This is a genomic window from Xanthomonas sp. NCPPB 2864 (genome assembly GCF_056675615.1).
In genome coordinates this window covers 106,852-128,142 of the sequence record NZ_JBWWVS010000007.1, presented here as the reverse complement: position 1 = coordinate 128,142, position 21,291 = coordinate 106,852, and the positions used below count along the sequence as shown (strand labels likewise).

19 protein-coding genes are annotated in these 21,291 nt (G+C 66.4%); 10 read left to right on the top strand and 9 right to left on the bottom strand.

The window, feature by feature from the left end:
- Nucleotides 1-72 precede the first annotated feature (72 nt).
- Both zapE and AC1KVE_RS15430 read right to left on the bottom strand, forming a co-directional pair.
- Nucleotides 73-1,167, bottom strand: a complete 1,095-nt coding sequence (gene zapE, locus AC1KVE_RS15435; RefSeq protein WP_026064606.1) for a cell division protein ZapE — start codon at nt 1,165-1,167, stop codon at nt 73-75.
- Between the two features lie 78 nt (nt 1,168-1,245).
- Nucleotides 1,246-1,908: an alpha/beta hydrolase gene (locus tag AC1KVE_RS15430; protein WP_065033153.1), complete on the bottom strand. Its 663-nt coding sequence runs from the start codon at nt 1,906-1,908 to the stop codon at nt 1,246-1,248.
- Nucleotides 1,909-1,974: 66 nt separating this feature from the next.
- On the opposite strand from AC1KVE_RS15430, the gene AC1KVE_RS15425 reads away from it, so the two are divergent.
- On the top strand, nt 1,975-2,850 hold the full coding sequence (locus AC1KVE_RS15425; protein ID WP_481092562.1) for an EamA family transporter: 876 nt from the start codon (nt 1,975-1,977) through the stop codon (nt 2,848-2,850).
- 437 nt (nt 2,851-3,287) lie between these two features.
- On the opposite strand, the gene AC1KVE_RS15420 is transcribed toward AC1KVE_RS15425, so the two are convergent.
- Nucleotides 3,288-4,613, bottom strand: coding sequence for a GTP-binding protein (locus AC1KVE_RS15420; RefSeq protein WP_481092563.1), 1,326 nt, complete (start codon nt 4,611-4,613; stop codon nt 3,288-3,290).
- Between the two features lie 62 nt (nt 4,614-4,675).
- On the opposite strand from AC1KVE_RS15420, the gene AC1KVE_RS15415 reads away from it, so the two are divergent.
- Nucleotides 4,676-5,062 carry a MerC domain-containing protein gene (locus tag AC1KVE_RS15415; RefSeq protein ID WP_054592074.1) on the top strand — a complete coding sequence of 129 codons (387 nt, stop codon included), beginning with the start codon at nt 4,676-4,678 and terminating at the stop codon, nt 5,060-5,062.
- Between the two features lie 4 nt (nt 5,063-5,066).
- Here AC1KVE_RS15415 and AC1KVE_RS15410 read toward each other — a convergent pair whose 3' ends face one another.
- A complete protein-coding gene (locus tag AC1KVE_RS15410; protein ID WP_024939004.1) occupies nt 5,067-6,785 on the bottom strand; it encodes an ExeM/NucH family extracellular endonuclease in 1,719 nt (572 codons plus the stop codon).
- Nucleotides 6,786-7,167: 382 nt separating this feature from the next.
- Nucleotides 7,168-7,686, bottom strand: a complete 519-nt coding sequence (locus AC1KVE_RS15405) for a c-type cytochrome (RefSeq protein WP_016902056.1) — start codon at nt 7,684-7,686, stop codon at nt 7,168-7,170.
- A 281-nt stretch (nt 7,687-7,967) separates the two neighbouring features.
- On the opposite strand from AC1KVE_RS15405, the gene AC1KVE_RS15400 reads away from it, so the two are divergent.
- Genes AC1KVE_RS15400 through AC1KVE_RS15385 form a run of 4 tightly spaced genes read left to right on the top strand, consistent with a single transcriptional unit; the run spans nt 7,968 to nt 10,894 of the window.
- On the top strand, nt 7,968-8,612 hold the full coding sequence (locus tag AC1KVE_RS15400) for a DUF4198 domain-containing protein (RefSeq protein WP_039528992.1): 645 nt from the start codon (nt 7,968-7,970) through the stop codon (nt 8,610-8,612).
- Nucleotides 8,613-8,637: 25 nt separating this feature from the next.
- Entirely contained in the window at nt 8,638-8,949 is a 312-nt protein-coding gene (locus tag AC1KVE_RS15395; RefSeq protein WP_481092564.1) for a DUF3649 domain-containing protein, read from the top strand.
- Nucleotides 8,946-10,562 carry a PepSY-associated TM helix domain-containing protein gene (locus AC1KVE_RS15390; RefSeq protein WP_481092565.1) on the top strand — a complete coding sequence of 539 codons (1,617 nt, stop codon included), beginning with the start codon at nt 8,946-8,948 and terminating at the stop codon, nt 10,560-10,562. Before AC1KVE_RS15395 ends, AC1KVE_RS15390 begins: the two co-directional genes overlap by 4 nt.
- The gene (locus AC1KVE_RS15385) at nt 10,559-10,894 is read left to right on the top strand and encodes a DUF3325 domain-containing protein (RefSeq protein WP_016902052.1); all 336 of its coding nucleotides are present in this window, start codon (nt 10,559-10,561) and stop codon (nt 10,892-10,894) included. Before AC1KVE_RS15390 ends, AC1KVE_RS15385 begins: the two co-directional genes overlap by 4 nt.
- A gap of 9 nt (nt 10,895-10,903) precedes the next feature.
- Here the strand turns inward: AC1KVE_RS15385 and AC1KVE_RS15380 are convergent, their stop codons facing one another.
- The 3 genes from AC1KVE_RS15380 to AC1KVE_RS15370 all read right to left on the bottom strand — a co-directional run bounded on the left by AC1KVE_RS15380 (nt 10,904) and on the right by AC1KVE_RS15370 (nt 12,509).
- Nucleotides 10,904-11,431, bottom strand: a complete 528-nt coding sequence (locus AC1KVE_RS15380; protein WP_024939008.1) for an RES family NAD+ phosphorylase — start codon at nt 11,429-11,431, stop codon at nt 10,904-10,906.
- A complete protein-coding gene (locus tag AC1KVE_RS15375; protein ID WP_016902050.1) occupies nt 11,428-11,802 on the bottom strand; it encodes a hypothetical protein in 375 nt (124 codons plus the stop codon). The genes AC1KVE_RS15380 and AC1KVE_RS15375 overlap by 4 nt, the downstream gene beginning before the upstream one ends.
- An 86-nt stretch (nt 11,803-11,888) precedes the next feature.
- Nucleotides 11,889-12,509 (bottom strand): TetR/AcrR family transcriptional regulator, encoded by a 621-nt coding sequence (locus tag AC1KVE_RS15370; RefSeq protein WP_054592068.1) that lies wholly within the window; start codon nt 12,507-12,509, stop codon nt 11,889-11,891.
- A 128-nt stretch (nt 12,510-12,637) separates the two neighbouring features.
- On the opposite strand from AC1KVE_RS15370, the gene AC1KVE_RS15365 reads away from it, so the two are divergent.
- The 4 genes from AC1KVE_RS15365 to AC1KVE_RS15350 all read left to right on the top strand — a co-directional run bounded on the left by AC1KVE_RS15365 (nt 12,638) and on the right by AC1KVE_RS15350 (nt 19,883).
- Entirely contained in the window at nt 12,638-13,801 is a 1,164-nt protein-coding gene (locus tag AC1KVE_RS15365; RefSeq protein WP_016902048.1) for an isovaleryl-CoA dehydrogenase, read from the top strand.
- A gap of 10 nt (nt 13,802-13,811) precedes the next feature.
- On the top strand, nt 13,812-15,422 hold the full coding sequence (locus AC1KVE_RS15360; protein WP_179464384.1) for a carboxyl transferase domain-containing protein: 1,611 nt from the start codon (nt 13,812-13,814) through the stop codon (nt 15,420-15,422).
- 242 nt (nt 15,423-15,664) lie between these two features.
- Nucleotides 15,665-17,692: an acetyl/propionyl/methylcrotonyl-CoA carboxylase subunit alpha gene (locus AC1KVE_RS15355; protein ID WP_481092566.1), complete on the top strand. Its 2,028-nt coding sequence runs from the start codon at nt 15,665-15,667 to the stop codon at nt 17,690-17,692.
- Nucleotides 17,693-17,795: 103 nt separating this feature from the next.
- Nucleotides 17,796-19,883, top strand: a complete 2,088-nt coding sequence (locus AC1KVE_RS15350; RefSeq protein ID WP_481092567.1) for a S9 family peptidase — start codon at nt 17,796-17,798, stop codon at nt 19,881-19,883.
- Between the two features lie 149 nt (nt 19,884-20,032).
- Here the strand turns inward: AC1KVE_RS15350 and AC1KVE_RS15345 are convergent, their stop codons facing one another.
- On the bottom strand, nt 20,033-21,241 hold the full coding sequence (locus tag AC1KVE_RS15345) for a putative peptide maturation dehydrogenase (protein ID WP_104593702.1): 1,209 nt from the start codon (nt 21,239-21,241) through the stop codon (nt 20,033-20,035).
- Nucleotides 21,242-21,291: the final 50 nt, after the last annotated feature.

Below are 21,291 nucleotides of genomic sequence, written 5' to 3'. Positions count from 1 at the left end.
AACTGGCCCAGGCCGCCGTCCTGATCGGTCACAAGATCTTGTGCAGTCCGGGGCCGGGCCGCGTCTGCATGTCTAGGCCCGATGTGCGGTGGCCAGATACTCGGCGCTCTGCATCTCGATCAGGCGCGAGGCGGTGCGCTCGAAGGCGCCGGCCAGGCGCTGGCCGCTGTACAACGCGGGCGGAGCGTCCTGCGCGGTGCAGACCAGGTTGACGTGGCGGTCGTACAGCTCGTCGATCAGATTGACGAAGCGGCGCGCGGCGTCCTCGTTCATGCGATCGAAGTGCGGGATGCCGCCCAGCAACACGGTGGTGAATTCGCGCGCGATCTCGATGTAATCGCCCGGGCCACGCGGGCCTTCGCACAGCGCGGCGAAATCGAACCAGGCGATGCTCTTGCCGCGCGCACGCACGGCAATCTTGCGCGCCTCGATTTCGATGTTGCCGCTGCGCGGCTCGGAATTTCCGCTCAGCTCGCCCCAGCGCTGCGTCAGCCACGCATCGGCCTGCGCATCCAGGGGCGCGCGATACACCGGTGAACGCGTCAGCGCGCGCATGCGGTAATCCTCGGTGCCTTCTGCATAGAGTTCCACGCAGAATTTCTGCAGCAGACCGATCGCCGGCATGAAACTGTCGCGCTGCAGGCCGTTGGCGTAGAGGTTTTCCGGTGCGGTGTTGGAGGTGGTCACCAGGGTCACGCCTTCGGCGAACAGGCGTTCCAGCAGGCGCGCCAGCAACATCGCATCGCCGATGTCGGTGACGAAGAATTCGTCCAGCACCAGCACGCGCAAATTCTCGCGCCACTGCTGCGCGATCTTGGCCAGCGGATCGCTTTGCCCGGCGTGCTCGCGCAGTTGCTCGTGCACCCCGCGCATGAAGCGATGGAAATGCGTGCGGTACTTCTGCTTGATCGGCAACCCGTCGTAGAACAGGTCGACCAGGAAGGTCTTGCCGCGCCCCACCCCGCCCCAGAAATACAGGCCGCGCACCGGCTCGGGCTTTTTCCAGAACGCCGACAGCCGATCCAGCCAGCCGTCCTGCGCGCTGTCCACCAATGCCTCGTGGATACGGTCCAGCTCGGCCAGCGCCGCCTGCTGCGCGGGGTCGGCGCGCCAGTCGCCGCGTTGTACGCCGGCGGCGTAGCGCTGCGACGGGGTCATCTCACTCATCGTGTTCTCCGCGGGCCGGCTGCTGCCTTGCCCGCTCAACGGCGCATCGCCGGGCGATACGCATGGGCTCTGCCGGGGTCAGACGGCGGCCGGCAACCAGCGCCGGACACCATGCTGGATCGCACCGCGCAGGTCGATCAATTTGCGGTGGAAGAAGTGGCTGGTGTCGGGCATGCGTACCAGCTCGGGCTGCTGCTCCAGGGTCTCCAGCCAGTCATACACCGCCTGCGGGTCGACGATTTCGTCGGCATCGCCCTGCACCACCAGCCACTGCGCCGGCGGCTGCATGTCGCTGAAATCCCAGCGCCCGGCCGGCGGCGCGATCGAGATCAGCACCTGCGGTTCAAGCGAGCCGGCGGCGCGCAGCGACACATACGCCCCGAAGCTGAAGCCGGCCAGCCACAGCGTGTCGCCCGGGCGCTGGCTGCGCACCCATGCGGCGACCGCACGCAGATCGTCCTGCTCGCCATCGCCATGATCGAACGCACCGGCCGAGTTGCCGACACTGCGGAAATTGAAGCGCACCACGGTGATCCCCAACTCGCGCAGCGCGCGCGCAGCCATGGTGACGACCTTGTTGTGCATGCTGCCGCCCTCGGTGGAGAGCGGGTGGCAGACGATGGCGGTGACCGGTTGCGCGGCAACGTCCGGCTCGGGCAGATCGACCGCGACATCGAGCGGACCGACCGGCCCGTCCAATGTCAGTGCGGCCGATTCGGTGGGGAATAAGGGATTGGACATACCGTCATAATAGCCGCCCCGCCGGCCGCGTTCATCGCCCTGCCTGCACACTTCGTTGCGTTGCCCATGCATTTTCTGCTGTTTGCGGTCGTTTGCAGTGTCCTGGTGTCGGTGCTTCTCAAGCTGCTGCCGCGCTATCGCCTGGATGCTGCGCAGGCGATCACCTGGAACTACGCCACCGCCGCACTGCTGGCGTGGCTGACCCTGCATCCGTCACTGGACACGCTGCGCGCGCCGACCACGCCCTGGCTGGCACTGTTTGCATTGGCGGTGGCGCTGCCCTCGATCTTCATGCTGCTGGCACGCGCGGTCGCCACCGCCGGCATCGTCCGTACCGACATTGCCCAACGCCTGTCGCTCCTGCTCTCGCTGGCGGCGGCGTTCACGCTCTTCGGTGAACCGGTCAATGCCTGGAAGCTGACGGGACTGGGCCTGGGTCTGCTGGCCATCGTCTGCATCCTGCAACGGCCACGGCAGGGCGCCGGTGCGGATTCGGCCCCGACCTCGATCGGCTGGCCGTGGCTGGCAGGCGTGTGGATGGGCTTTGCCCTGATCGATCTGTTGCTCAAGCACATCGCACAGGCCGGTACGCCGTCGCTGACGTCATTGACGCTGTGCTTTGCCCTGGCAGGTGTGCTGATGCTTGGCCTGCAAGTCGTTCGCCGGGGCGGTGTCGCGCGCCTGAGCTTTCGCAACCTGCTCGCCGGCGTGCTCCTGGGCGCGCTCAATTTCGGCAACATCCTGTGCTACGTGCGCGCCCATCAGTTGCTGCCACACAGCCCGGCCACCGTCTTCGCCAGCATGAACCTGGGCGTGGTCATCCTGGGAGCGCTCGTCGGCAAGCTGGGGTTCGGCGAACGCATCGGCCGACGCGGCTGGGTGGGGCTGTTGCTGGCGGCGCCGGCAATCGCAGCGATCGCCTGGGGCATGCGGCTGGGCTGATGGCGGCATTCGGCCGGCGCGACGCCGGTTCGCCACTCGCCTCGAAGGGGCAGCGCTGAAGATCATGCGTGCAGTGACCCAAGGGGGACTGTGATGCGCATGAGTCAGTTGTTTGGCAGCCGTCATCGCGTCGCGGTGTGCTCACTTCGGCGCCTAGATCCGTCGCCGCCCTCCTCGCGTCGCCGGCCTGGACGACGGCTCTCGTTGCCAGTCTGCCGAAAAAGCAAGAGCACATCGCAAGGCAAGCGACAACGGCTACCGCGGAAGATCCGGACAGCGCCGTTGCCTGTGCGCGCTGTCCGGAGGCCGCGGGTGAGGCATGCGATACACCGCCACGTGGCGGCACGTCCGCACGCCGCACTGCAGATGCAAGCCTGCGGCAGATTGCATCCGGAACCAGGCGCGAACGGATGTCGACAGCGCGATCCAGGCCGCCATCAGCGCTGCCAGTGCGGAAACGGATCGTCCAGCAGTTGCCATTGCGCCGGGCCCTGGCGTAGCTCGTGATCGCTGAGCAGGCAGGCATCCAGCGCAGCGCGCGTGCGCGGCGCATCCATGTCCACGCCGATCACCGCCAGCTCCTGGCGACGGTCGCCCCACAGTGGGTGCCACAGCCGCTGCATCGTGGCGTACTCGCTGGCATCGCCAACCTCGTGCAGTTGCGGCAGCGGCGCGGTCCAGCATTGCGTCTGCTGACGCTGCCAGCCGATATCGGTATACGGCAGCGGCGTGATGCTGGTCTGCAGCGGCTCGCCGATGGCGTGCGCATCCACGCGATGGCGTGCGGCAAACCAGAAGCCCGCTGCATTGGTCTGGGTCGCGCCACCCACGCTGGACAATTCGCCAACCCAATCCATGCGGCTGGCCAACCAGAAAAATCCCTTGCTGCGGATCACCTGCGGCAGCCCGCCTTGCACCATGCGCGCAAAGCGCTGCGGGTGAAACGGCCGGCGGGCGCGATAGACGAAGCTGCTGATGCCGTATTCCTCGGTCTCCGGCGTGTGCTGGCCGCGCAGTTCCTGCATCCAGCCCGGCGCCAGCTGCGCACGAGTGAAATCGAAGCGGCCGGTGTCTAGCAACTGGCGCATTGGCACTTCGCCATGCACCGCGTCGACGATCGCCGCCTCGCGATTGAGCGCACGCAACACCGCGCGCAGGCGTTGCAGCTGCTGTGCATCGATCTGATCGCACTTGCTGATCACCAGCACGTCGGCAAACTCCACCTGTTCGCCCAGCAACTGCACCAGCCCGCGGCTATCGTCCGGGCCGGCCTGCTGGCCGAGTTCGGCCAGCGTGGCGGCCGAGCCGAAGTCCTGCAGGAAGCGGCTGCCGTCCACCACCGTCACCATGGTGTCGAGCCGGGCGATGTCGGCCAGGCTGAAGCCGTCGGCATCGCGCACCGCGAAGGTGGCCGCCACCGGCATCGGCTCGGCGATGCCGGTCGATTCGATCAACAGATAGTCGTAGCGCTTCTGTTCGGCCAGCTTGCGTACCTCCTGCAGCAGATCGTCGCGCAACGTGCAGCAGATGCAGCCGTTGCTGAATTCCACCAATGTCTCTTCGGTGCGTCGCAAGGCCGCGCCGCCCTCGCGCAGCAGCTGCGCGTCGATGTTGACCTCGCTCATGTCGTTGACGATCACCGCCACGCGCAGGCCGTCGCGGTTATGCAGGATGCGGTTGAGCAGGGTGGTCTTGCCGGCGCCGAGAAAGCCGGACAACACGGTGACGGGCAGGCGTGAATCGCGCTTGGGGGACAGGGACATCCTGAGGGCCTGGCTGGAATGGAAGTGTTACTATATAACACTAGCTCGACAGGACACCCCCGATGCGCGTTACCGCTTCTGTACTGGACAACTCGGCCATCGCCTTATCCAGCCTGTGCCTGCTGCACTGCCTAGCGCTGCCATTGCTGGCCGCTGCACTGCCGCTGCTGGGTGCCTGGAGCCGGGCCGAATGGGTGCATGTGGTGTTCGCCACGGCCGCCGTGCCGCTGAGCGGCTACGCGCTGTGGAGCAGTCATCGCCGGCATGCACTGCCCGCGCCGGTATGGGCGCTGGCGGTCTTCGGCCTAGCCGGCCTGGTGCTGGGCGCCAGCGGGGTTGCCGGCGGCAGTTGGGAAACCCCGATCACGGTGACCGGCAGCCTGCTGCTGGCCAGCACGCACCTGCTCAACCTGCGGCTGCGCCGCCGCGCCGGGACGTGCGCCAGCTAGCGCGCTATAGCGAAAAACCCAGCAGCACCGGGTCGTGGTCGGAACTGCGCCACGGGCCGGGCAGATTGCGCTTGGCATAGCCGGCATCGTCCATGACATCGGCGTTGATATGCCATTCCACCGCGCCGCGCAGTTGCTTGGCCATCGCCGGGCTGAGCAGGGCGTGGTCGAGCCGCCCGCTCATGCCATCGTAGACGTAGCTGTAGGGCTGCTTCACGCCGGCCACCGCAAAGGCGTCCTGCCAGCCGCTGGCGCGCAGGCTGCGCATCGGCGTTTCCATCGCGTAGGCGTTGAAATCGCCCAGCAACACAGCCAGCTTGGTCTGCGCGCCGGTGGGGTCGGTCTGCAACCACTGGTGCAGGCGCTTGGCCGATTCGGTGCGGGTGGCGTTCCAGCAGGCCTGGCCGTCGCGCTGGTCGGCATCGGCGCCGCTGGCACTGCCGCAGCCCTTGGACTTGAAGTGATTGGCGACCACCACGAAGGTTGCCCCGCGGGTGCTGCGAAACGCCTGCGCCAGCGGCACCCGGCTGTGGCTGTCGAACGGCCCGCCGGTCAACGTGGCCGGCTTGCCAACCGGCGTGACCTGCGAACTGCGGTACACGATGCCGACCCGGATCGCGTCATCGCCCGGGCCGCTGCCGGTGTCGACGAACTGCCAGTCCTTGTCCTTGTCAGCCGCGTTGAGCGCGGCGACCAGTTGCGCCACCGCCGCATCGGCGTCATTGCCATCGTTTTCCAGCTCCATCAACGCGGCCACATCGGCGTGCAACGGCACGATGGTGGACACCAGCTTGGTCAGCTGCGCCTGGAACTGCTCGTGCGTGCGCGCACCGCGCTTGGTCGGAAAGCCGCCGCCGCGGCCATTGCCGTTGAAGAAGTTCTCCAGATTGAACGAGGCGATACGCAGGTCACCGCCCACCTGTGGCGCCACCGCGGTCGGCATGGCCGGCAGCGTCAACGGACTCAGCACCTGGATGCGGTAGTTGCCGTCGTAGCGCTGGTCGACGATGCCGTCGACCGACTTGAGCAAGCTGCCACTGCGCAGTACCGGATCGGCCGGCAGATAGGCCACCGTCTTGGGGCTGCGGCCGTTGCGCGCGTCGTCCAGCAACACCTGGCGACGGGCGTTGTCGGCCTGCACCTGTGCGAAGGCCGGGGTGCCGGCGGCGGCCACTTCGCTGGGCTGCCACAAGCGCCCGCCGAACGCGGCGACCAGCTCGCCATAGGTGTCCAGACGATCGCTGCCGTTGAGCGTCAGCGCAGCGATGCGCACGTGCTCGCCTTCCAGCGCTTCCCAGTTGGCCGGCGGCCCGCTGAGCATGCGCACCGGCACCGGCTGGCCGCTGGCCAGTCGCTCGATACTGCTGGCATCCACCGTGGTCAGGCTCGCCTCGCCGCCTGCCGACACCTCGCGCACGGTGCCGACGATGCGCACGCGGTCGCCCACCGCCACCTCGGCATTGCCGGCACCGGTAACGAACAAGCCATGCGAGCGCCGCGGCTCGAAGCCGGGCTGCTGCACGAACAGCCCGGCCAGACCGGCACGCGTATCGGCGGTGACAATGCCCTCCACGTCGACCACACGGCCGTCATAGGGGCTACGGGTGTCTTCGCCCTGCACGTCGGCGATCGACAGACGTTGCGGCGCGCCCTCGGCGGCACTGCCCAGCAGTGGCGCCAACAGACCGATCACACCGAGCACAACCAGCGAGCAACGCGACATCGACACACTCCAGAAAGACGTAGACCACATGCAAGCGCCGCCCCGAAGGCGGCGCGTGAGAACCGCGACAGGCTAGCAAAACGTTGCGAGTGGCGACCAGCTGCTGCGTGGGTAGCGTGGCCGATCTACAGATGCCGGTAACTGCAGGCATTCCCCGAAGCACTTGCGCCGGCCCGGGCGTCCAAGGCTGACGTCATCGTGCTAGCACGTCGTGCAGCAAGTGCAAACGCTCGCGCAATGGGTGCTGGCCTACAAAAGCTAAAGCGTGCTCCAGCGCGTGCAAGCCTGGCGATTGACCGGTCGACGCACCCGCGCACGGCGCGCGCTGCCACCTGGCCGCACACCGACCGCTTGTGTCAGCCGCCTGCTGCGCTGCAGGCGCTTACTTCAGATTGCTCAGCATCCAGTCGACCGTGGCCCGCACCTGTTCTTCGGTCAACGCCGGGTTGCCGCCCTTGGGCGGCATGATGCCGCCATCCGGGCCGGTGTAGCCCTCGATCGCGTGCTTGTACAAGGTGTCCTTGCCCTGGGCGATGCGCGCGTCCCAATGCGCGTGGTCCAGCGTCGGCGCCTTGCCCACGCCGGTGGTGTGGCAGGCGGTGCACAGGTTGTCGAAGATGGTCTTGCCGTCGGTGCTGCCGCCGTAGGCGGACTGCGAGGCGGCCTTGGCCAGCGCTGCCGCCTGGGCTGCGGCCTGTGCGGACGCGCCGGTGGTGCCGGCATAGACCGCGCCGGCCGGGGCGATGCGTTGCTGCACGCGCTTGGCCGCGGTGGGCGAGACTTCGTCGGGAATGGCGCGTTGCAAATAGGCTGCCAGGGCAATCAGGCCCAGGGTGATCACCACCAGTAGTCCGATCACCATCGAGAATTTCTTCAGGAACTCGAGGTCGTAATTCCGCACGCGCTCACCCCTGGCTGTTGGTCGAAGACCTCTGCTAGCGCCGGAGTATAGAGCACAGTTCGCGCCCGTCTGGCCAGTGTGCATGACCGTGATTGCAGCGGTGTGCGCTGCGCCCTGGCGCGCTATGGGTCTTGCAGGCACGCCGGTCCGCGCAGCCCGATGAATTGCCGCAATGCCGCATGAGACGTTGGTCGCGCTTGAGGGAATTGCGTATCATTCCCATCAATCCACGGTGATGCGGTCCTCGCCTCGCCCGGTCCCGCTGACGAGGAGTCGCCGCGATGAAGTCCTTCCTGCTGTCCTGCCTGGCCTTGGCCAGCATCAGTCTGTCTGCCCAGGCCCACGAGATCTGGATCGAGCGCGACGGCAGCGGTCCGGTGCGCATCTACTTCGGCGAGCCGGCGCAGGAGGCCCTGGATCACGGCGAAGACGAGATCAAGCGCGTGGTCAAGCCGACCGTGTTCGGCAGCGCCGGCAAGGCTGGCGCCCTGCAGCGCGGCAGCGAATTCCTCACCGCGCCGTTGTCCGGCACCGGCGATGCCTGGCTGAGCGATGACAGTGTGTTCGAGCCGTGGAAGGGCGAGGCCGGCGGCTTTGAGACCGTGAGCTATTACGCACGTGCCGGGCGCGCCACGCCCTCGGCCAAGCTCGATTTCGAACTGGTGCCCACCGCCGCCAACAGCAACACGCTGACCGTGCTCTATCGCAACAAGCCGCTGCCCAAGGTCGAGGTGACGGTGATCGACCCGCAGAAATGGCAGAAGACGCTGACCTCCGACGCCAAGGGCCAGGTGACCCTGCCCAAGCTGCGCGCCGGCCGGCACATCCTGGTCGCCACCAACAAGGAGCCGGTGAAGCGTGAGATCGCCGGCAAGCAGGTGTCGATGATCCATCACATCAGCACGTTGACCTTCCTGGCCGAGTAAGTCGGCCGCATGCCTGGCTGATCCGATGTCCACCGCACCGCCGCTGCCGCTGCCCTGGTTCAGGCGTCCCTGGCTGGGCGTGCTTGGGCGCACGCTGGCGGCGATGTTTGGCGGCTATGCACTCGCCAGCGCCACCAATCTGCTGCTGGCGCTGGTGCTGCCGATGCCACGCAGCGAGGCGGTGTTGACCAGCATGCTGGTCGGCATCGTGGTGTGCGCCTGCACGCCGCTATGGGCCTTCGCCACCGCCAGCGTGTGGCGCGCCTGGGCCGGCATCGCGGTGCCGGCGGCGCTGATGTTCGCACTGGCCGCATGGCTGCAACGGGGCGTGGCATGAAGCAGGGATTCCGCCAGTCGATGGCGTGGCTGCATACCTGGACCGGTCTGCTGGTCGGCTGGGTGCTGCTGTTGATCTTCATGGGCGGCACGGCGAGTTATTACCGCGACGAAATCAGCCGCTGGATGCGCCCGGAATTGCCCACCACCACGGTGAGCAACGCAACCGCGCTGCGCAGTGCCGAGCAGTATCTGCAGACGCATGCAGCCGATGCGCAGAGCTGGAACATCACCTTGCCGGACACGCGCAATCCGGTAGTCAGCATGTACTGGCAAAACCCTGCGCCAGCCGATGGCAAACCGGCCAGCCGCCGGCAGATGTACGGCACCGCCATCATCGACCCGGCCACCGGCAGGGAGATTGCCGCACGCGACACCCTGGGTGGCGAATTCTTCTACCGGCTGCATTTCGACCTGCATTATCTGCCGGTGATGTGGTCGCGCTATATCGTCGGTTTCTGCGCGATGTTCATGCTGGTGGCAATCATCAGCGGCGTGATCACGCACAAGAAGATCTTCAAGGATTTCTTCACCTTTCGCCCGGGCAAGGGCCTGCGCTCGTGGCTGGATTTCCACAACGTCAGCGCGGTGACCGCGTTGCCGTACCACGCGATGATCACCTACACCGGCATCGTGACCTTGATGTTCATGTACCTGCCTTGGGGCATCAAGGCGCAGTACCCCGACAACGAAATGCGTTTCTACGAAGAATCCGCCAACCGGGTCGCCGATACGCGAAGCGCCTCCGGCACGCCGGCGCGCATGCTGCCGCTGGAACAATTCGTGGCGCGTGCGCGCAGCGACTGGCGCGGCGGCGAGGTGGGCAACGTGGCGGTCTCGCTTCCCAACGACGCGCATGCGGCGGTCGGCGTCACCCAGCGCGCTGGCAACCTCTCCACCGATGCGCCGTCCATCCTGTTCGATGCAATCACTGGACAGCGCCTGCAGCGCAGCGGGCCGCCGGGCGGTGCCAGCCAGACGCGTGGGGTGATGGTAGGCCTGCATATCGCCCACTTCGCCGGGCCGTGGATGCGCGCGCTGTTCTTCGGCTCCGGCTTGCTCGGTTGCCTGATGGTGGCCAGCGGCGTGGTGATGTGGGCAGTGAAGGAACGCCCCAAACACCTGAAGGCCGGGCACATCGGCTTCGGGCTGCGGTTGGTGGATGCGCTCAACATCGGCACGGTCGCCGGCCTGCCGATCGCCTTTGCCAGTTTCTTCTGGGCCAACCGCTTGTTGCCGGTGGGCCTGGAGGGGCGCGCGGCGATGGAGGCCAATCTGTTCTTCGTCGCATGGGCCACCGCATTGCTGGCCGCATTCGTGTGGCCTCGGCGTGCGATGTGGAGCTGGCAGCTGTATCTGGGTGCGGGCTTGTTCGCGTTGGTGCCGGTGGTCAATGCGATCACCACCGATGTGCATCTGGGCGTGACGTTGCCGGCCGGGCAATGGACGCTGGCCGGGGTCGACCTGGTCTGCCTGTTCCTTGGCGTGTCCCTCGGGATCGCGGGATGGCGCCTGCAACACTGGAGGGCGCCGCAACCGGCATCGGCACGACGCGCGCGCGCCACTGCCGCCGCGCCTGCGCAAGGCAGCGTGCCGATGCAGGAGAGCGCATGAGCGTGTGGCTGTTGCTGGCGCTGAATTTTTCCGGATTCGCCGCGCTGTGCCTGGCGATGGACAAGCATCAGCAGGAAGTGCGTGGCCGTACGCTGGGCGCCGCGCGTTCGCGGCAACTGCGCGTGCTGGGTTGGTTGTTGTTGCTGCTCACCTTCGGCCTGGCGGTACACGCGCAAGGCTGGGGCATCGGCCCGGTGTTGTGGCTGGGCACACTGACCGGCGCTGCCGCGCTGCTGTCGCTGTGGCTGCTGCCGTATCGGCGTGGATTGATTCTGCCTACGGCTGTGGCCGCGCCGGTGCTGGCGGGTGCGCTGCAGCTGTTGCTGGGTTGAAGGACCTCGCTACGCCTCGATCGGCGGATCGCCCCAGCTACGCCCGTCGCGCGGCAGGCGGCCATCGTCGAGCACGCGCAACACCTGTTCGGGCTGCAGCATGTCCAGAAACAACACCACGTTGATGCCCTCCGGCAACGCCATGCTGGGAAAGATTACGCCCGGTATCTCCGCCTCGCGCAGCATGTCGCCGAGCACCCAGCTCACCGGTTCGATCTTGTTGACCAGGGCCTTGCGCCAGTCCTCGGTCCAATCGGACCAGAGCGGATCCCAGCTTGCATCGAGCAGGCGCAGATCGGCCAACGCCGGCAGCTCGGCGGCGTAACTGACCAGGGTCAATGGCGGTAGGAACAGCGCGGCCTGCGCGTATTCGGCAGCAGCGGTTTCCAGCTGCAGCGATAGATACAGCGCCGGCTGCCCGAAACGATTGAAGCGCCCGCCCGAGCGTGCCGCACCGGCGCCGCTCAGCGGTTCGGCGGCCCAGCGCGGGGTGAAGGCGCGATACAGCGTGCAGTGCGCCGGGGCGCTCAGCTTCAACCGGCGGCCCCCGAGGCGACGGTGCGCAGATAGGTCAACGCATCGTCGGTGCGGCCCTGTTTGACCACTTCCAGCAAGGTGGCGAATTCAAACGCGGGGATCGGGGTGTTCTTGAGGTGGAACACCACCTGGCGTTCGTCCGGCTGGAGCTGCGTCATCGCCACCAGCAGGCGCGACAGGTTGCGTAGCAGGTCCTGCACGCGCGGGCTTTCCGGATGCACGCGCAGGCTGTTGCGATGCACACCGGCCAGCTCGGCCAGCTCCTGCTGCGACAGATCCAGCAGGCCGGCCATGGCCGAGGGCGACAGGATGGTGCGATCCGGCACGCGCAGGCGTTCGGTCAGGGCCAGGGGATTGAGAACGGCGACCATCGCACGACTCCAGCAGGACGAGTGCACAGTATATGCACAGTCAGAAGCGTTCATACAGCCCAGTTAGAGGCTCAGTCAGTGCACTGTCAGCCGGCCGGCTGGGGCGCGCCGACCGCGCGCAGGCAGAACCCGCAGATCGCCTCGACCAGTTGCTCGCCCTGCTGCGGATCGCCGCGACTGGGGGCGATCGGTCCCACCAGCGCCTCGGTGAAGGCGCCGACGATGCAGGCCGCCGCCGCGTCCAGCGATTGCGGCGGGAACTCGCCAGCCGCCACGCCTTCGGCAAGCAACTGACGGAACACTTCGCCGAACAGGCGTCGGCCACGGATGCGCTCGGCATCCACCTCGCTTTCCACCGGCTCGGCGATGAAGGCGTACGCCAACGCAGGGCCAGCCAGCGCGCGCCGCACAAAGGTGGCGATCGCATTGCGCAGGCGCTCGGCAGCGCTGGCCTGGGTGGTGGTGATGGCGCGCAGGATGGTCATCTCGCGCTGCACCGCCGCATTGAGAACTTCCACAAAAAGCTCGGCCTTGGACGGGAAGTGTCGGTAAATCTGCCCGGTGGACACGCCAGCGGCAGCGGCGACGGCGGTCACCGGCGCATTGCGGTAGCCGCCTTCGGCGATCAGGGCGCGGGCCGCGTGCAGGATGCGTTCGCGATTGCCGGCCAAGCGTTCTTCCATCAGGGCGGAGCGTCGATAAGCCATGGTGTGATTCTGGGTTCAATAGTTGAATTTTAGTTCACTTTTTCATTGCGGACCGCTAGGCTGCGCACAAACGCCGTGCGGCCTGCCCGCTCCCACCCGGCACATCCCGATCCCTGCGGAGTCGCTCCATGCACGTGCCGTCCCTGAATTTTGCGCTTGGCGAAGACATCGATCTGCTGCGCGAAAGCGTGGCGGCCTTCGCCAGCCACCATATTGCCCCGCTCGCCGCTACGGCCGACCAGGACAATGTCTTCCCTGCCCAACTGTGGCGCCTGTTCGGCGAGCAGGGCCTGCTCGGGCTGACCGTGGAAGAAGAGTACGGCGGCAGCGGCATGGGCTACCTGGCGCATGTGGTGGCGATGGAAGAGATCTCGCGGGCCGGCGGGGCCATCGGCCTGTCGTACGGCGCGCATTCCAACCTGTGCCTCAACCAGCTGCGCAAGAACGCCACGCCGGAACAGAAGCAGCGTTACCTGCCCAGGCTGTGCACCGGCGAGCATGTCGGCGCGCTGGCGATGAGCGAGGCCGGCTCCGGCTCGGATGTGGTGTCGATGAAGCTGCGCGCCGATGCGCGCGGCGATCGCTATGTGCTCAACGGCAGCAAGATGTGGATCACCAACGGCCCGGACGCCGATGTGCTGGTGGTGTACGCCAAGACCGACCCGGATGCCGGCGCACGCGGCATCACCGCCTTCATCGTCGAAAAGGGCATGCCGGGATTCTCCACCGCGCAGAAGCTCGACAAGCTGGGCATGCGCGGCTCCAACACCTGCGAGCTGGTGTTCACCGATTGCGAAGTGCCGGCCGAAAACGTGCTGGGCACGCTCAACGGCGGCGTGCGCGTGCTGATGTCCGGGCTGGATTTCGAACGTGTGGTGCTGGCCGGTGGCCCGTTGGGCTTGATGGCAGCGGCGATGGACGTGGTGCTGCCGTACGTGCACGAGCGCAAGCAGTTCGGCGCGCCGATCGGCACCTTCCAGTTGATGCAGGCCAAGCTGGCCGACATGTACGTCGGGCTCAACGCCTGCCGCGCGTACGTCTATGCGGTGGCGCGCGCCTGCGATGCCGGGCTGACCACGCGCCAGGATGCGGCCGGCGCGATTCTCTACGCGGCCGAAAAAGCCACCTGGCTCACCGGCCAGGCGATCCAGGTGCTGGGCGGCAACGGCTACATCAACGACTACCCCACCGGGCGCCTGTGGCGCGATGCCAAGCTGTACGAAATCGGCGCGGGCACCTCGGAGATCCGACGCATGCTGATCGGCCGCGAGCTGTTCGAACGCACCGCCTGACGGAGCCACCATGAGCGCGATCACCAGCCAGCTGCAGGTCAGCGGCGAGAGCTTCCAACAAAACGCTGCTGCGATGCGCACCGTGGTCGAGGATCTGCGCCGCACGCTGGCGCAGACCGCGCTGGGCGGCAGTGAGGCTGCGCGTGCCAAGCACAGCGCACGCGGCAAGTTGCTGGTACGCGAGCGTATCGATGCCTTGCTGGATCCGGGCAGCGCCTTGCTGGAGATCGCGCCATTGGCCGCGCACGGTATGTACGACGATCAGGTGCCGTGCGCCGGTGTGGTGGCCGGCATCGGGCGCGTGTCCGGGGTGGAGTGCGTGATCGTGGCCAACGATGCCACCGTCAAGGGCGGCACCTATTACCCGATGACGGTGAAGAAGCATCTGCGCGCGCAGGAAATCGCGCAGCAGAACCGCTTGCCATGCATCTACCTGGTCGATTCCGGCGGCGCGTTCCTGCCGCTGCAGGATGAAGTGTTTCCCGACCGCGATCACTTCGGGCGCATCTTCTACAACCAGGCCAACCTGTCGGCCAACGGCATCCCGCAGATCGCCTGCGTCATGGGCTCGTGTACCGCCGGCGGCGCCTACGTGCCGGCGATGAGCGATGAAACAGTGATCGTGCGCGAGCAGGGCACGATCTTTCTCGGCGGCCCACCCCTGGTCAAGGCGGCCACCGGCGAAGAAGTCAGTGCCGAAGAACTCGGCGGTGCCGATGTGCACACGCGCATCTCCGGCGTGGCCGACCACTTTGCCGACAACGACCTGCAGGCCCTGGCGCGCGTGCGCGCCATCATCGCGCAGCTCAACTGGCGCAAGCCGGCTGCATCGTTGGCACTGCAGGCACCGCTGCCGCCGCGCTACATCGCCGACGAACTGTATGGCGTGATTCCTGCCGACACGCGCAAGCCCTTCGATGTGCGCGAGGTGATCGCCCGCATCGTCGACGACTCGCAGCTGGACGAATTCAAGCCGCGCTACGGCAGCACTTTGGTCACCGGCTTCGCGCATCTGCATGGCTACCCGGTGGGCATCATCGCCAACAACGGCATCCTGTTTTCCGAGTCCGCGCTCAAGGGCGCGCACTTCATCGAACTGTGTACGCAACGCGGCATTCCGCTGGTGTTCCTGCAGAACATCACCGGCTTCATGGTCGGGCGCAAATACGAACATGGCGGCATCGCCAAGGACGGGGCCAAGCTGGTGATGGCGGTGGCCTGCGCCAAGGTGCCCAAGTTCACCGTGGTGATCGGCGGCTCGTTCGGTGCCGGCAACTACGGCATGTGCGGCCGCGCCTACTCGCCGAATTTCCTGTGGATGTGGCCGAATGCGCGCATCGGCGTGATGGGCGGCGAGCAGGCGGCCAGCGTCTTGGCCACGGTGCGCCGCGACGGGATCGAAGCCAAGGGTGGCGCCTGGTCGGGCGAAGAGGAAGCTGCATTCAAGGCGCCGATCCGTGCGCAGTTCGAGCAGCAGGGGCATCCGTATTACGCCAGCGCACGCCTGTGGGACGACGGCATCATCGACCCGGCCGATACCCGTCGCGTGCTGGGGCTGGGACTGTCGGCGGCATTGAATGCACCGATCGAGACGACACGCTTTGGCGTGTTCCGGATGTGAGGTGCTGATGTCCGTCTGCAGGTGCTGCTCTTGGCTGTCTTGCGGTGTACACACACCTGCACGCAAGGCGTTGCGTGACGCCTGGAGCATTGCATGAGTGCGCACGCGTTGCCTGCGTCGAGCAGCGCATCGCGCGGGGGCGCAGCGGCGTCAGCTGTCATCGCACGGCGTGTCGCGCAATCCATGCAACCGTCTTTTCATCGCAGCGCCCGCCAGCATGGCGGCGTGCAGAGAACTTCGTCATGACCCAGCGCGAACTCACCACCGCAGCAAGACCGCCCTATTTCGACAAGATCCTGATTGCCAATCGCGGCGAGATCGCGTGCCGGGTCATCGCCACCTGTCGCAAGCTCGGTATCGCGACCGTGGCGGTGTATTCGGATGCCGACCGCGATGCGCGGCATGTGCGGCTGGCCGATGAAGCGATCCATCTCGGCGCCGCACCGGCGCAGCAGAGTTATCTGCGTGGCGATGCGATCCTGGAGGCGGCACGCGCAAGCGGCGCGCAGGCGATCCATCCGGGCTATGGCTTCCTGTCGGAAAACGCGGCGTTTGCCGATGCCTGCGCGCAGGCTGGCATCGTGTTCATCGGCCCGCCAGCGGCCGCCATCCGCGCGATGGGCGACAAGAGTGCGGCCAAGGCGCTGATGCAACGCGCCGGCGTGCCGCTGACGCCGGGCTACCACGGCGACGAACAGGCGCCGGCGTTCCTGCGTGCGCAGGCCGACGCGATCGGCTATCCGGTGCTGATCAAGGCCAGCGCCGGCGGTGGCGGCAAGGGCATGCGCCGGGTGGATACCAGCGCGGCCTTCGAAGAGGCCTTGGCCAGCTGCCAGCGCGAGGCCCAATCGGCTTTTGGCAATGCGCAGGTGCTGGTGGAGAAATACGTCGAGCGGCCGCGCCATATCGAGATCCAGGTGTTTGGTGATACCCGGGGCGAGGTCGTCTATCTGTTCGAACGCGATTGTTCGGTGCAGCGCCGGCATCAGAAAGTGTTGGAAGAAGCGCCTGCTCCCGGCATGAGCGAACAACGCCGGGCCGCCATGGGCAAGGCCGCCGTGGATGCCGCGCGCGCTGTGGGTTATGTCGGTGCCGGCACGGTGGAGTTCATCGCCGGCCCGGATGGCGATTTCTATTTCATGGAAATGAACACCCGGCTGCAGGTCGAGCACCCGGTGACCGAGTTGATCACCGGCACCGACTTGGTCGAGTGGCAACTGCATGTCGCCGCGGGCGAGCCGTTGCCGCTGCGTCAGCAGGACCTGCGCATCCATGGCCACGCGCTGGAAGCGCGCCTGTACGCCGAAGATGCCGACCGCGGCTTTCTGCCGTCGACCGGCACGCTGCGGCAGCTGCAGTTTCCCGCAACCGGCGCGCATGTACGCATCGATGCCGGGGTGGAGCAAGGCGACAGCATCAGCCCCTACTACGACCCGATGATCGCCAAGCTGATCGTATGGGATGTGGATCGCCCTGCCGCCCTGGCACGCATGCGCGAGGCGCTGGCGCAATTCCATGCGGTGGGCGTGACCACCAACAGCGCGTTCCTTGCGCGCCTGATCGGCACCGCGTCGTTTGCGTCTGCCGATCTGGATACCGCGCTGATCGAACGCGAGCAGGCCGTGTTGTTTCCCCAGGCGGTCATTCCGGCCAATGCCTGGTGGTGCCTGGCAGCGGCGTTGATTGCCGACGCGTTGCCGAAGGCCGCCGCCGATCCGGCCGACCCGTTTTCGCCATGGCAACACACCGATGGCTGGCGCATCGGTGCGCATGCCGCGCACGCCATGACGCTGGAGGCCGCAGGCGAGCGCCGCCAGTTCGGCGTGCGCCCGCTTGGCGATGGCTGGCAGGTCACGACTGCAGGCGATACCTACACGCTGCGCTACCACCTGCAGGGCGATGCACTGCGCGTGGAAATGGATGGCCGACAATGGCGCATGCAGGTCCTGCGCGACGGTGACACCCTGACATTGCGCGATGCCACGCAGCGGGCGACCTTCCGCCACCATGACACGCTGGCCGAAGCCGATCAGCCCGCGCACGACACCGGTGGCCTGACCGCACCGATGCCGGGCCGCATCGTGTCGCTGGTCGCCCCAGTGGGGCAGTCGGTCACCCGCGGCCAGGCCCTGGTGGTGCTGGAAGCGATGAAGATGGAGCACACCTTGCACGCGCCCGGCGACGGCACGGTGGCGGCGTACCTGGTGGCCGAGGGCGAGCTGGTCGCCGAGGGTGTCGCGTTGGTGGAATTTGTGTCCGCGTCTGCGTAGCGGCGCCTGGTGGCGTGACCAACGGCACGTCCGCAGGGGCCGGCCCTCGCCCTAGCGTGGGGGAAAGCGGCCGGAGTGGCCGCGCCCCAGACCGGAGACGTCCATGCAACGCCTGCTTCTTGTTTCCAGCATGCTGCTCGCGCTGACCGCCTGCAGCGACAACGCCGCGCCCACCACCGACAAGGCTGCCACGCCAGCCCCGGCCGCTGCGCAAGCACCCGCGGCGCCACCCGAACTGATCACCCGTGATGCGCTGTTCGGCAACCCGGAACGGGCGAACGTGAGCATCAGCCCGGACGGCAAGTACCTCAGCTGGGTCGCGCCGCTGGAGGGCGTGCTCAATGTCTGGGTCGCCCCGGTGGATGCACCGGATCGGGCGCGCGCGATCACCAAGGACACCGCACGCGGCATCCGCACTTATTTCTGGACCTATCAACCCAACACGCTGCTGTACCTGCGCGACAACGGCGGCGACGAAGACTTCCATCTGTTCTCGGTGAATCTGAGCGATGGCAGCAGCAAGGACCTCACCCCGTTCAAGAAGACCAACGCCGAGGTGTATCGCGTCAGCGCGCAGCACCCCGAGTCGATCATGGTCGGCATGAACGACCGCGATCCCAAATGGCATGACCTGTATCGGGTGGACCTGGCCTCGGGCAAGCGCAGCCTGGTGCAGCAGAACACCGACAGCCTGGATTCCTATCTGCTCGACGGCAACTACCAGCTGCGCTACGCCACGCGCGCCACCGACGATGCCGGCAGAGAGCTGCTGGTACCGGATGGCAAGCGCTGGAAGAGCGTGGACCGCATCCCGTTCGAGGATGTCAGCAACACCTCGCCCGACGGACTGACCGACGACGGCAAGACGCTATACATGCAGGATTCGCGCAATCGCGACACCGCGGCACTGTATGCCATCGACACCGCCAGCAATGCGCGCACGCTGCTGTTCGAAAGCCCGCGCACCGATGTCGGCGCCACCTTGAACGACCCCAGGACCGGCGTGGTGCAGGCCGTGTCCACCGACTATCTGCGCGAGGAATGGAAGGCGCTGGACACCGGCATTGCCGCCGACCTGCAAAAGCTCAAGTCGCTCGGCAGCGGCGATGCCAGCGTTGCCGCACGCACCCTCGACGATCGCATCTGGATCGTGGGGTATTCGGCGGCAGAGACACCGCTGAGCTACTACCGCTACGACCGTGCAGACGGCGGCAAGCTGACCAAACTGTTCTCCGCCCGCCCCGCGCTCGACGGCAAACCGCTGGTCCCGATGTGGCCGCAGGAACTGACCGCGCGCGACGGTCTCAAGCTGGTCAGCTATCTCACCCTGCCCTCTGAGGCTGACGCCAATCACGATGGCAAGGCCGACAAGCCGGTGCCGCTGGTGCTGTTCGTGCATGGTGGCCCGTGGGCGCGCGACAGCTACGGCTACGGGCCGTATGAGCAGTGGCTGGCCAATCGCGGCTATGCGGTGCTGGCGGTGAACTTCCGTGGCTCCACCGGCTTCGGCAAGGCCTTCACCAATGCCGGCAACGGCGAGTGGGCCGGCAAGATGCACGACGACCTGCTCGACGCCGTGCAGTGGGCGGTCAAGCAAGGTGTGACCAGGCCCGAGGACGTGGCGATCATGGGCGGCAGCTATGGCGGCTACGCCACGCTGGTCGGGCTGACCTTCACCCCGGACGCGTTTAAGTGCGGCGTGGACATCGTCGGTCCGGCCAACCTCAACACCTTGCTCGGCACCGTGCCGCCGTACTGGGCCAGCTTCTACAAGCAGCTGACCAAACGCATGGGCGACCCGGCCACCGAGGCCGGCAAGCAGTGGCTGACCGAGCGCTCCCCGCTCAGCCATGTCGACAAGATCAGCAAGCCGCTGCTGATCGGCCAGGGTGCCAACGACCCGCGCGTCAAGCAGGCCGAGAGCGACCAGATCGTCAACGCGATGAAGGCCAAGAACATTCCGGTCACCTACGTGCTGTTCCCCGACGAAGGCCATGGCTTCCGCCGCCCGGAAAACAGCAAGGCCTTCAACGCGGTGACCGAAGGGTTCCTGGGCCAGTGCCTGGGCGGCCGCGTGCAACCGATCGGCGACGACCTGACCGGCTCCAGCATCACCGTGCCGGAAGGCGCCGATAAGGTGAACGGTCTGAGCGATGCATTGAAGACGCATACGCAGGCGATTCGGCGGTAACGCCATTGCGAAGTGCTTGCTTTGGATCGACGTCAGCGTTCGCCTGCAACGACGAGCGCTGACGGTTGTAGCGAGGTTCTCCAACTAGCCGGCATGCCTGACTTCCCTCGCCAAGCGGTCCAGATCGAGAGATGTGTGATGGTCTCTCGCTAATGGGATCCGATGTCCTTGGCCGCCTCTGGATCACGACCAGCCGGCCACACTGCCCCGCCGGGATCCAGCTCGGTATTGTTCATTTCCTCGCCACGCCAACCGAATCCGCAGATGGCCAGTGGGCCGTCCTGCAGGCCGTCCAGGCCAAGCGCCTGTTCGATATCCACCTCGTTGATCGCCGAGGTGACAAACGCTCCCAGCCCCAGGTCGGTTGCGCTCAGATAAAGCGTCTGCGCGATATGGCCGACATCCAGAATCATTGCGCGGTAGGCCTTGGCGTGGTTTCGATACTTCCAGAAACTGCGTAAAAACCGCGGCACCAGGATCACCAGCACCGGCGCATCGGCAAACCAGTGCTGCCCGGACACGGCACGACGCGCGAAGTCCACCAGCGGCTGCGGTGGCGACTGCAATGGCTGCAAAGCATGATCGACAGGGCGATAGTGATAGAGACCGCTCGTCATTCCCTCGACACGCTGGACCAGCAGATAGGTTTCGGTGGGATGGAGACTGCCCCCTGACGGTACCGGCTTCTTCAAGAACGCGGTGTCGTGCCCCACTTCGATGCGCGCGCTTGCCATGACGCTGCGCTCAAGCATCTGGCCAAGCAAGATGGGTGACAGTGGACGCTGCCTATCGAAATTGCGACAGGTGACGCGACGCGACAGCAGCTCATCGAACGTGCCCGGGGTTGACCGCGGCAGGGCAATGCGCGCTTCGATGCCACCCTCGCCTCGGTCTACGATTTCTGCCGGGGGGGCGCCCAGTCGGCCGACCATGCCTTCTGCAGTTGTCAGGCCATGCGCTTCCATGGTGGCCACACTGTCTTCGCCGCTCCAGCGTGCAGATCGATGCCACAACGCGGCCAATGGCCACCAGCGCTGCTGCTGCACGCACTCGTCGTTGCGGCGGTGCTGAACATGTTGTGGTTGATCGCTGATCACAAGACCTTGCTCGATCAAACGCTCCGTCCAGATTGGCAACGGCTGCATCTGATCGATGGACTGCAAGCGCGAGGGACTCAACTCGCCCAACCATTCACGCTCTTCCTTTGAAACCTCCACCTCCGCCTCAAGATGAGGCGCGAGCGCCAGCCATCGTGTGCGGCGACGCAGGCCATCGCCCCCGGCAAGCAATCGTGCAAGATCAAACACCGAATCGTCGCGCAGTTCAAAAAACAACGTGGTACAGCGACGAATTTGCATAGGAACATCTCAAGGACGCATGAGCACGGTCGATATTGTGTCAGGTCCCA

Coding starts and splice junctions, on each gene's coding strand:
- AC1KVE_RS15420 (WP_481092563.1), bottom strand. CDS start 4,613: ATGTCCCTGTCCCCCAAGCGCGATTCACGCCTGCCCGTCACCGTGTTG.
- AC1KVE_RS15360 (WP_179464384.1), top strand. CDS start 13,812: ATGAGCGCGATCACCAGCCAGCTGCAGGTCAGCGGCGAGAGCTTCCAA.
- AC1KVE_RS15425 (WP_481092562.1), top strand. CDS start 1,975: ATGCATTTTCTGCTGTTTGCGGTCGTTTGCAGTGTCCTGGTGTCGGTG.
- AC1KVE_RS15410 (WP_024939004.1), bottom strand. CDS start 6,785: ATGTCGCGTTGCTCGCTGGTTGTGCTCGGTGTGATCGGTCTGTTGGCG.
- AC1KVE_RS15350 (WP_481092567.1), top strand. CDS start 17,796: ATGCAACGCCTGCTTCTTGTTTCCAGCATGCTGCTCGCGCTGACCGCC.
- AC1KVE_RS15415 (WP_054592074.1), top strand. CDS start 4,676: ATGCGCGTTACCGCTTCTGTACTGGACAACTCGGCCATCGCCTTATCC.
- AC1KVE_RS15375 (WP_016902050.1), bottom strand. CDS start 11,802: ATGGTCGCCGTTCTCAATCCCCTGGCCCTGACCGAACGCCTGCGCGTG.
- AC1KVE_RS15345 (WP_104593702.1), bottom strand. CDS start 21,241: ATGCAAATTCGTCGCTGTACCACGTTGTTTTTTGAACTGCGCGACGAT.
- AC1KVE_RS15365 (WP_016902048.1), top strand. CDS start 12,638: ATGCACGTGCCGTCCCTGAATTTTGCGCTTGGCGAAGACATCGATCTG.
- zapE (WP_026064606.1), bottom strand. CDS start 1,167: ATGAGTGAGATGACCCCGTCGCAGCGCTACGCCGCCGGCGTACAACGC.
- AC1KVE_RS15355 (WP_481092566.1), top strand. CDS start 15,665: ATGACCCAGCGCGAACTCACCACCGCAGCAAGACCGCCCTATTTCGAC.
- AC1KVE_RS15430 (WP_065033153.1), bottom strand. CDS start 1,908: ATGTCCAATCCCTTATTCCCCACCGAATCGGCCGCACTGACATTGGAC.
- AC1KVE_RS15395 (WP_481092564.1), top strand. CDS start 8,638: ATGTCCACCGCACCGCCGCTGCCGCTGCCCTGGTTCAGGCGTCCCTGG.
- AC1KVE_RS15400 (WP_039528992.1), top strand. CDS start 7,968: ATGAAGTCCTTCCTGCTGTCCTGCCTGGCCTTGGCCAGCATCAGTCTG.
- AC1KVE_RS15370 (WP_054592068.1), bottom strand. CDS start 12,509: ATGGCTTATCGACGCTCCGCCCTGATGGAAGAACGCTTGGCCGGCAAT.
- AC1KVE_RS15390 (WP_481092565.1), top strand. CDS start 8,946: ATGAAGCAGGGATTCCGCCAGTCGATGGCGTGGCTGCATACCTGGACC.
- AC1KVE_RS15385 (WP_016902052.1), top strand. CDS start 10,559: ATGAGCGTGTGGCTGTTGCTGGCGCTGAATTTTTCCGGATTCGCCGCG.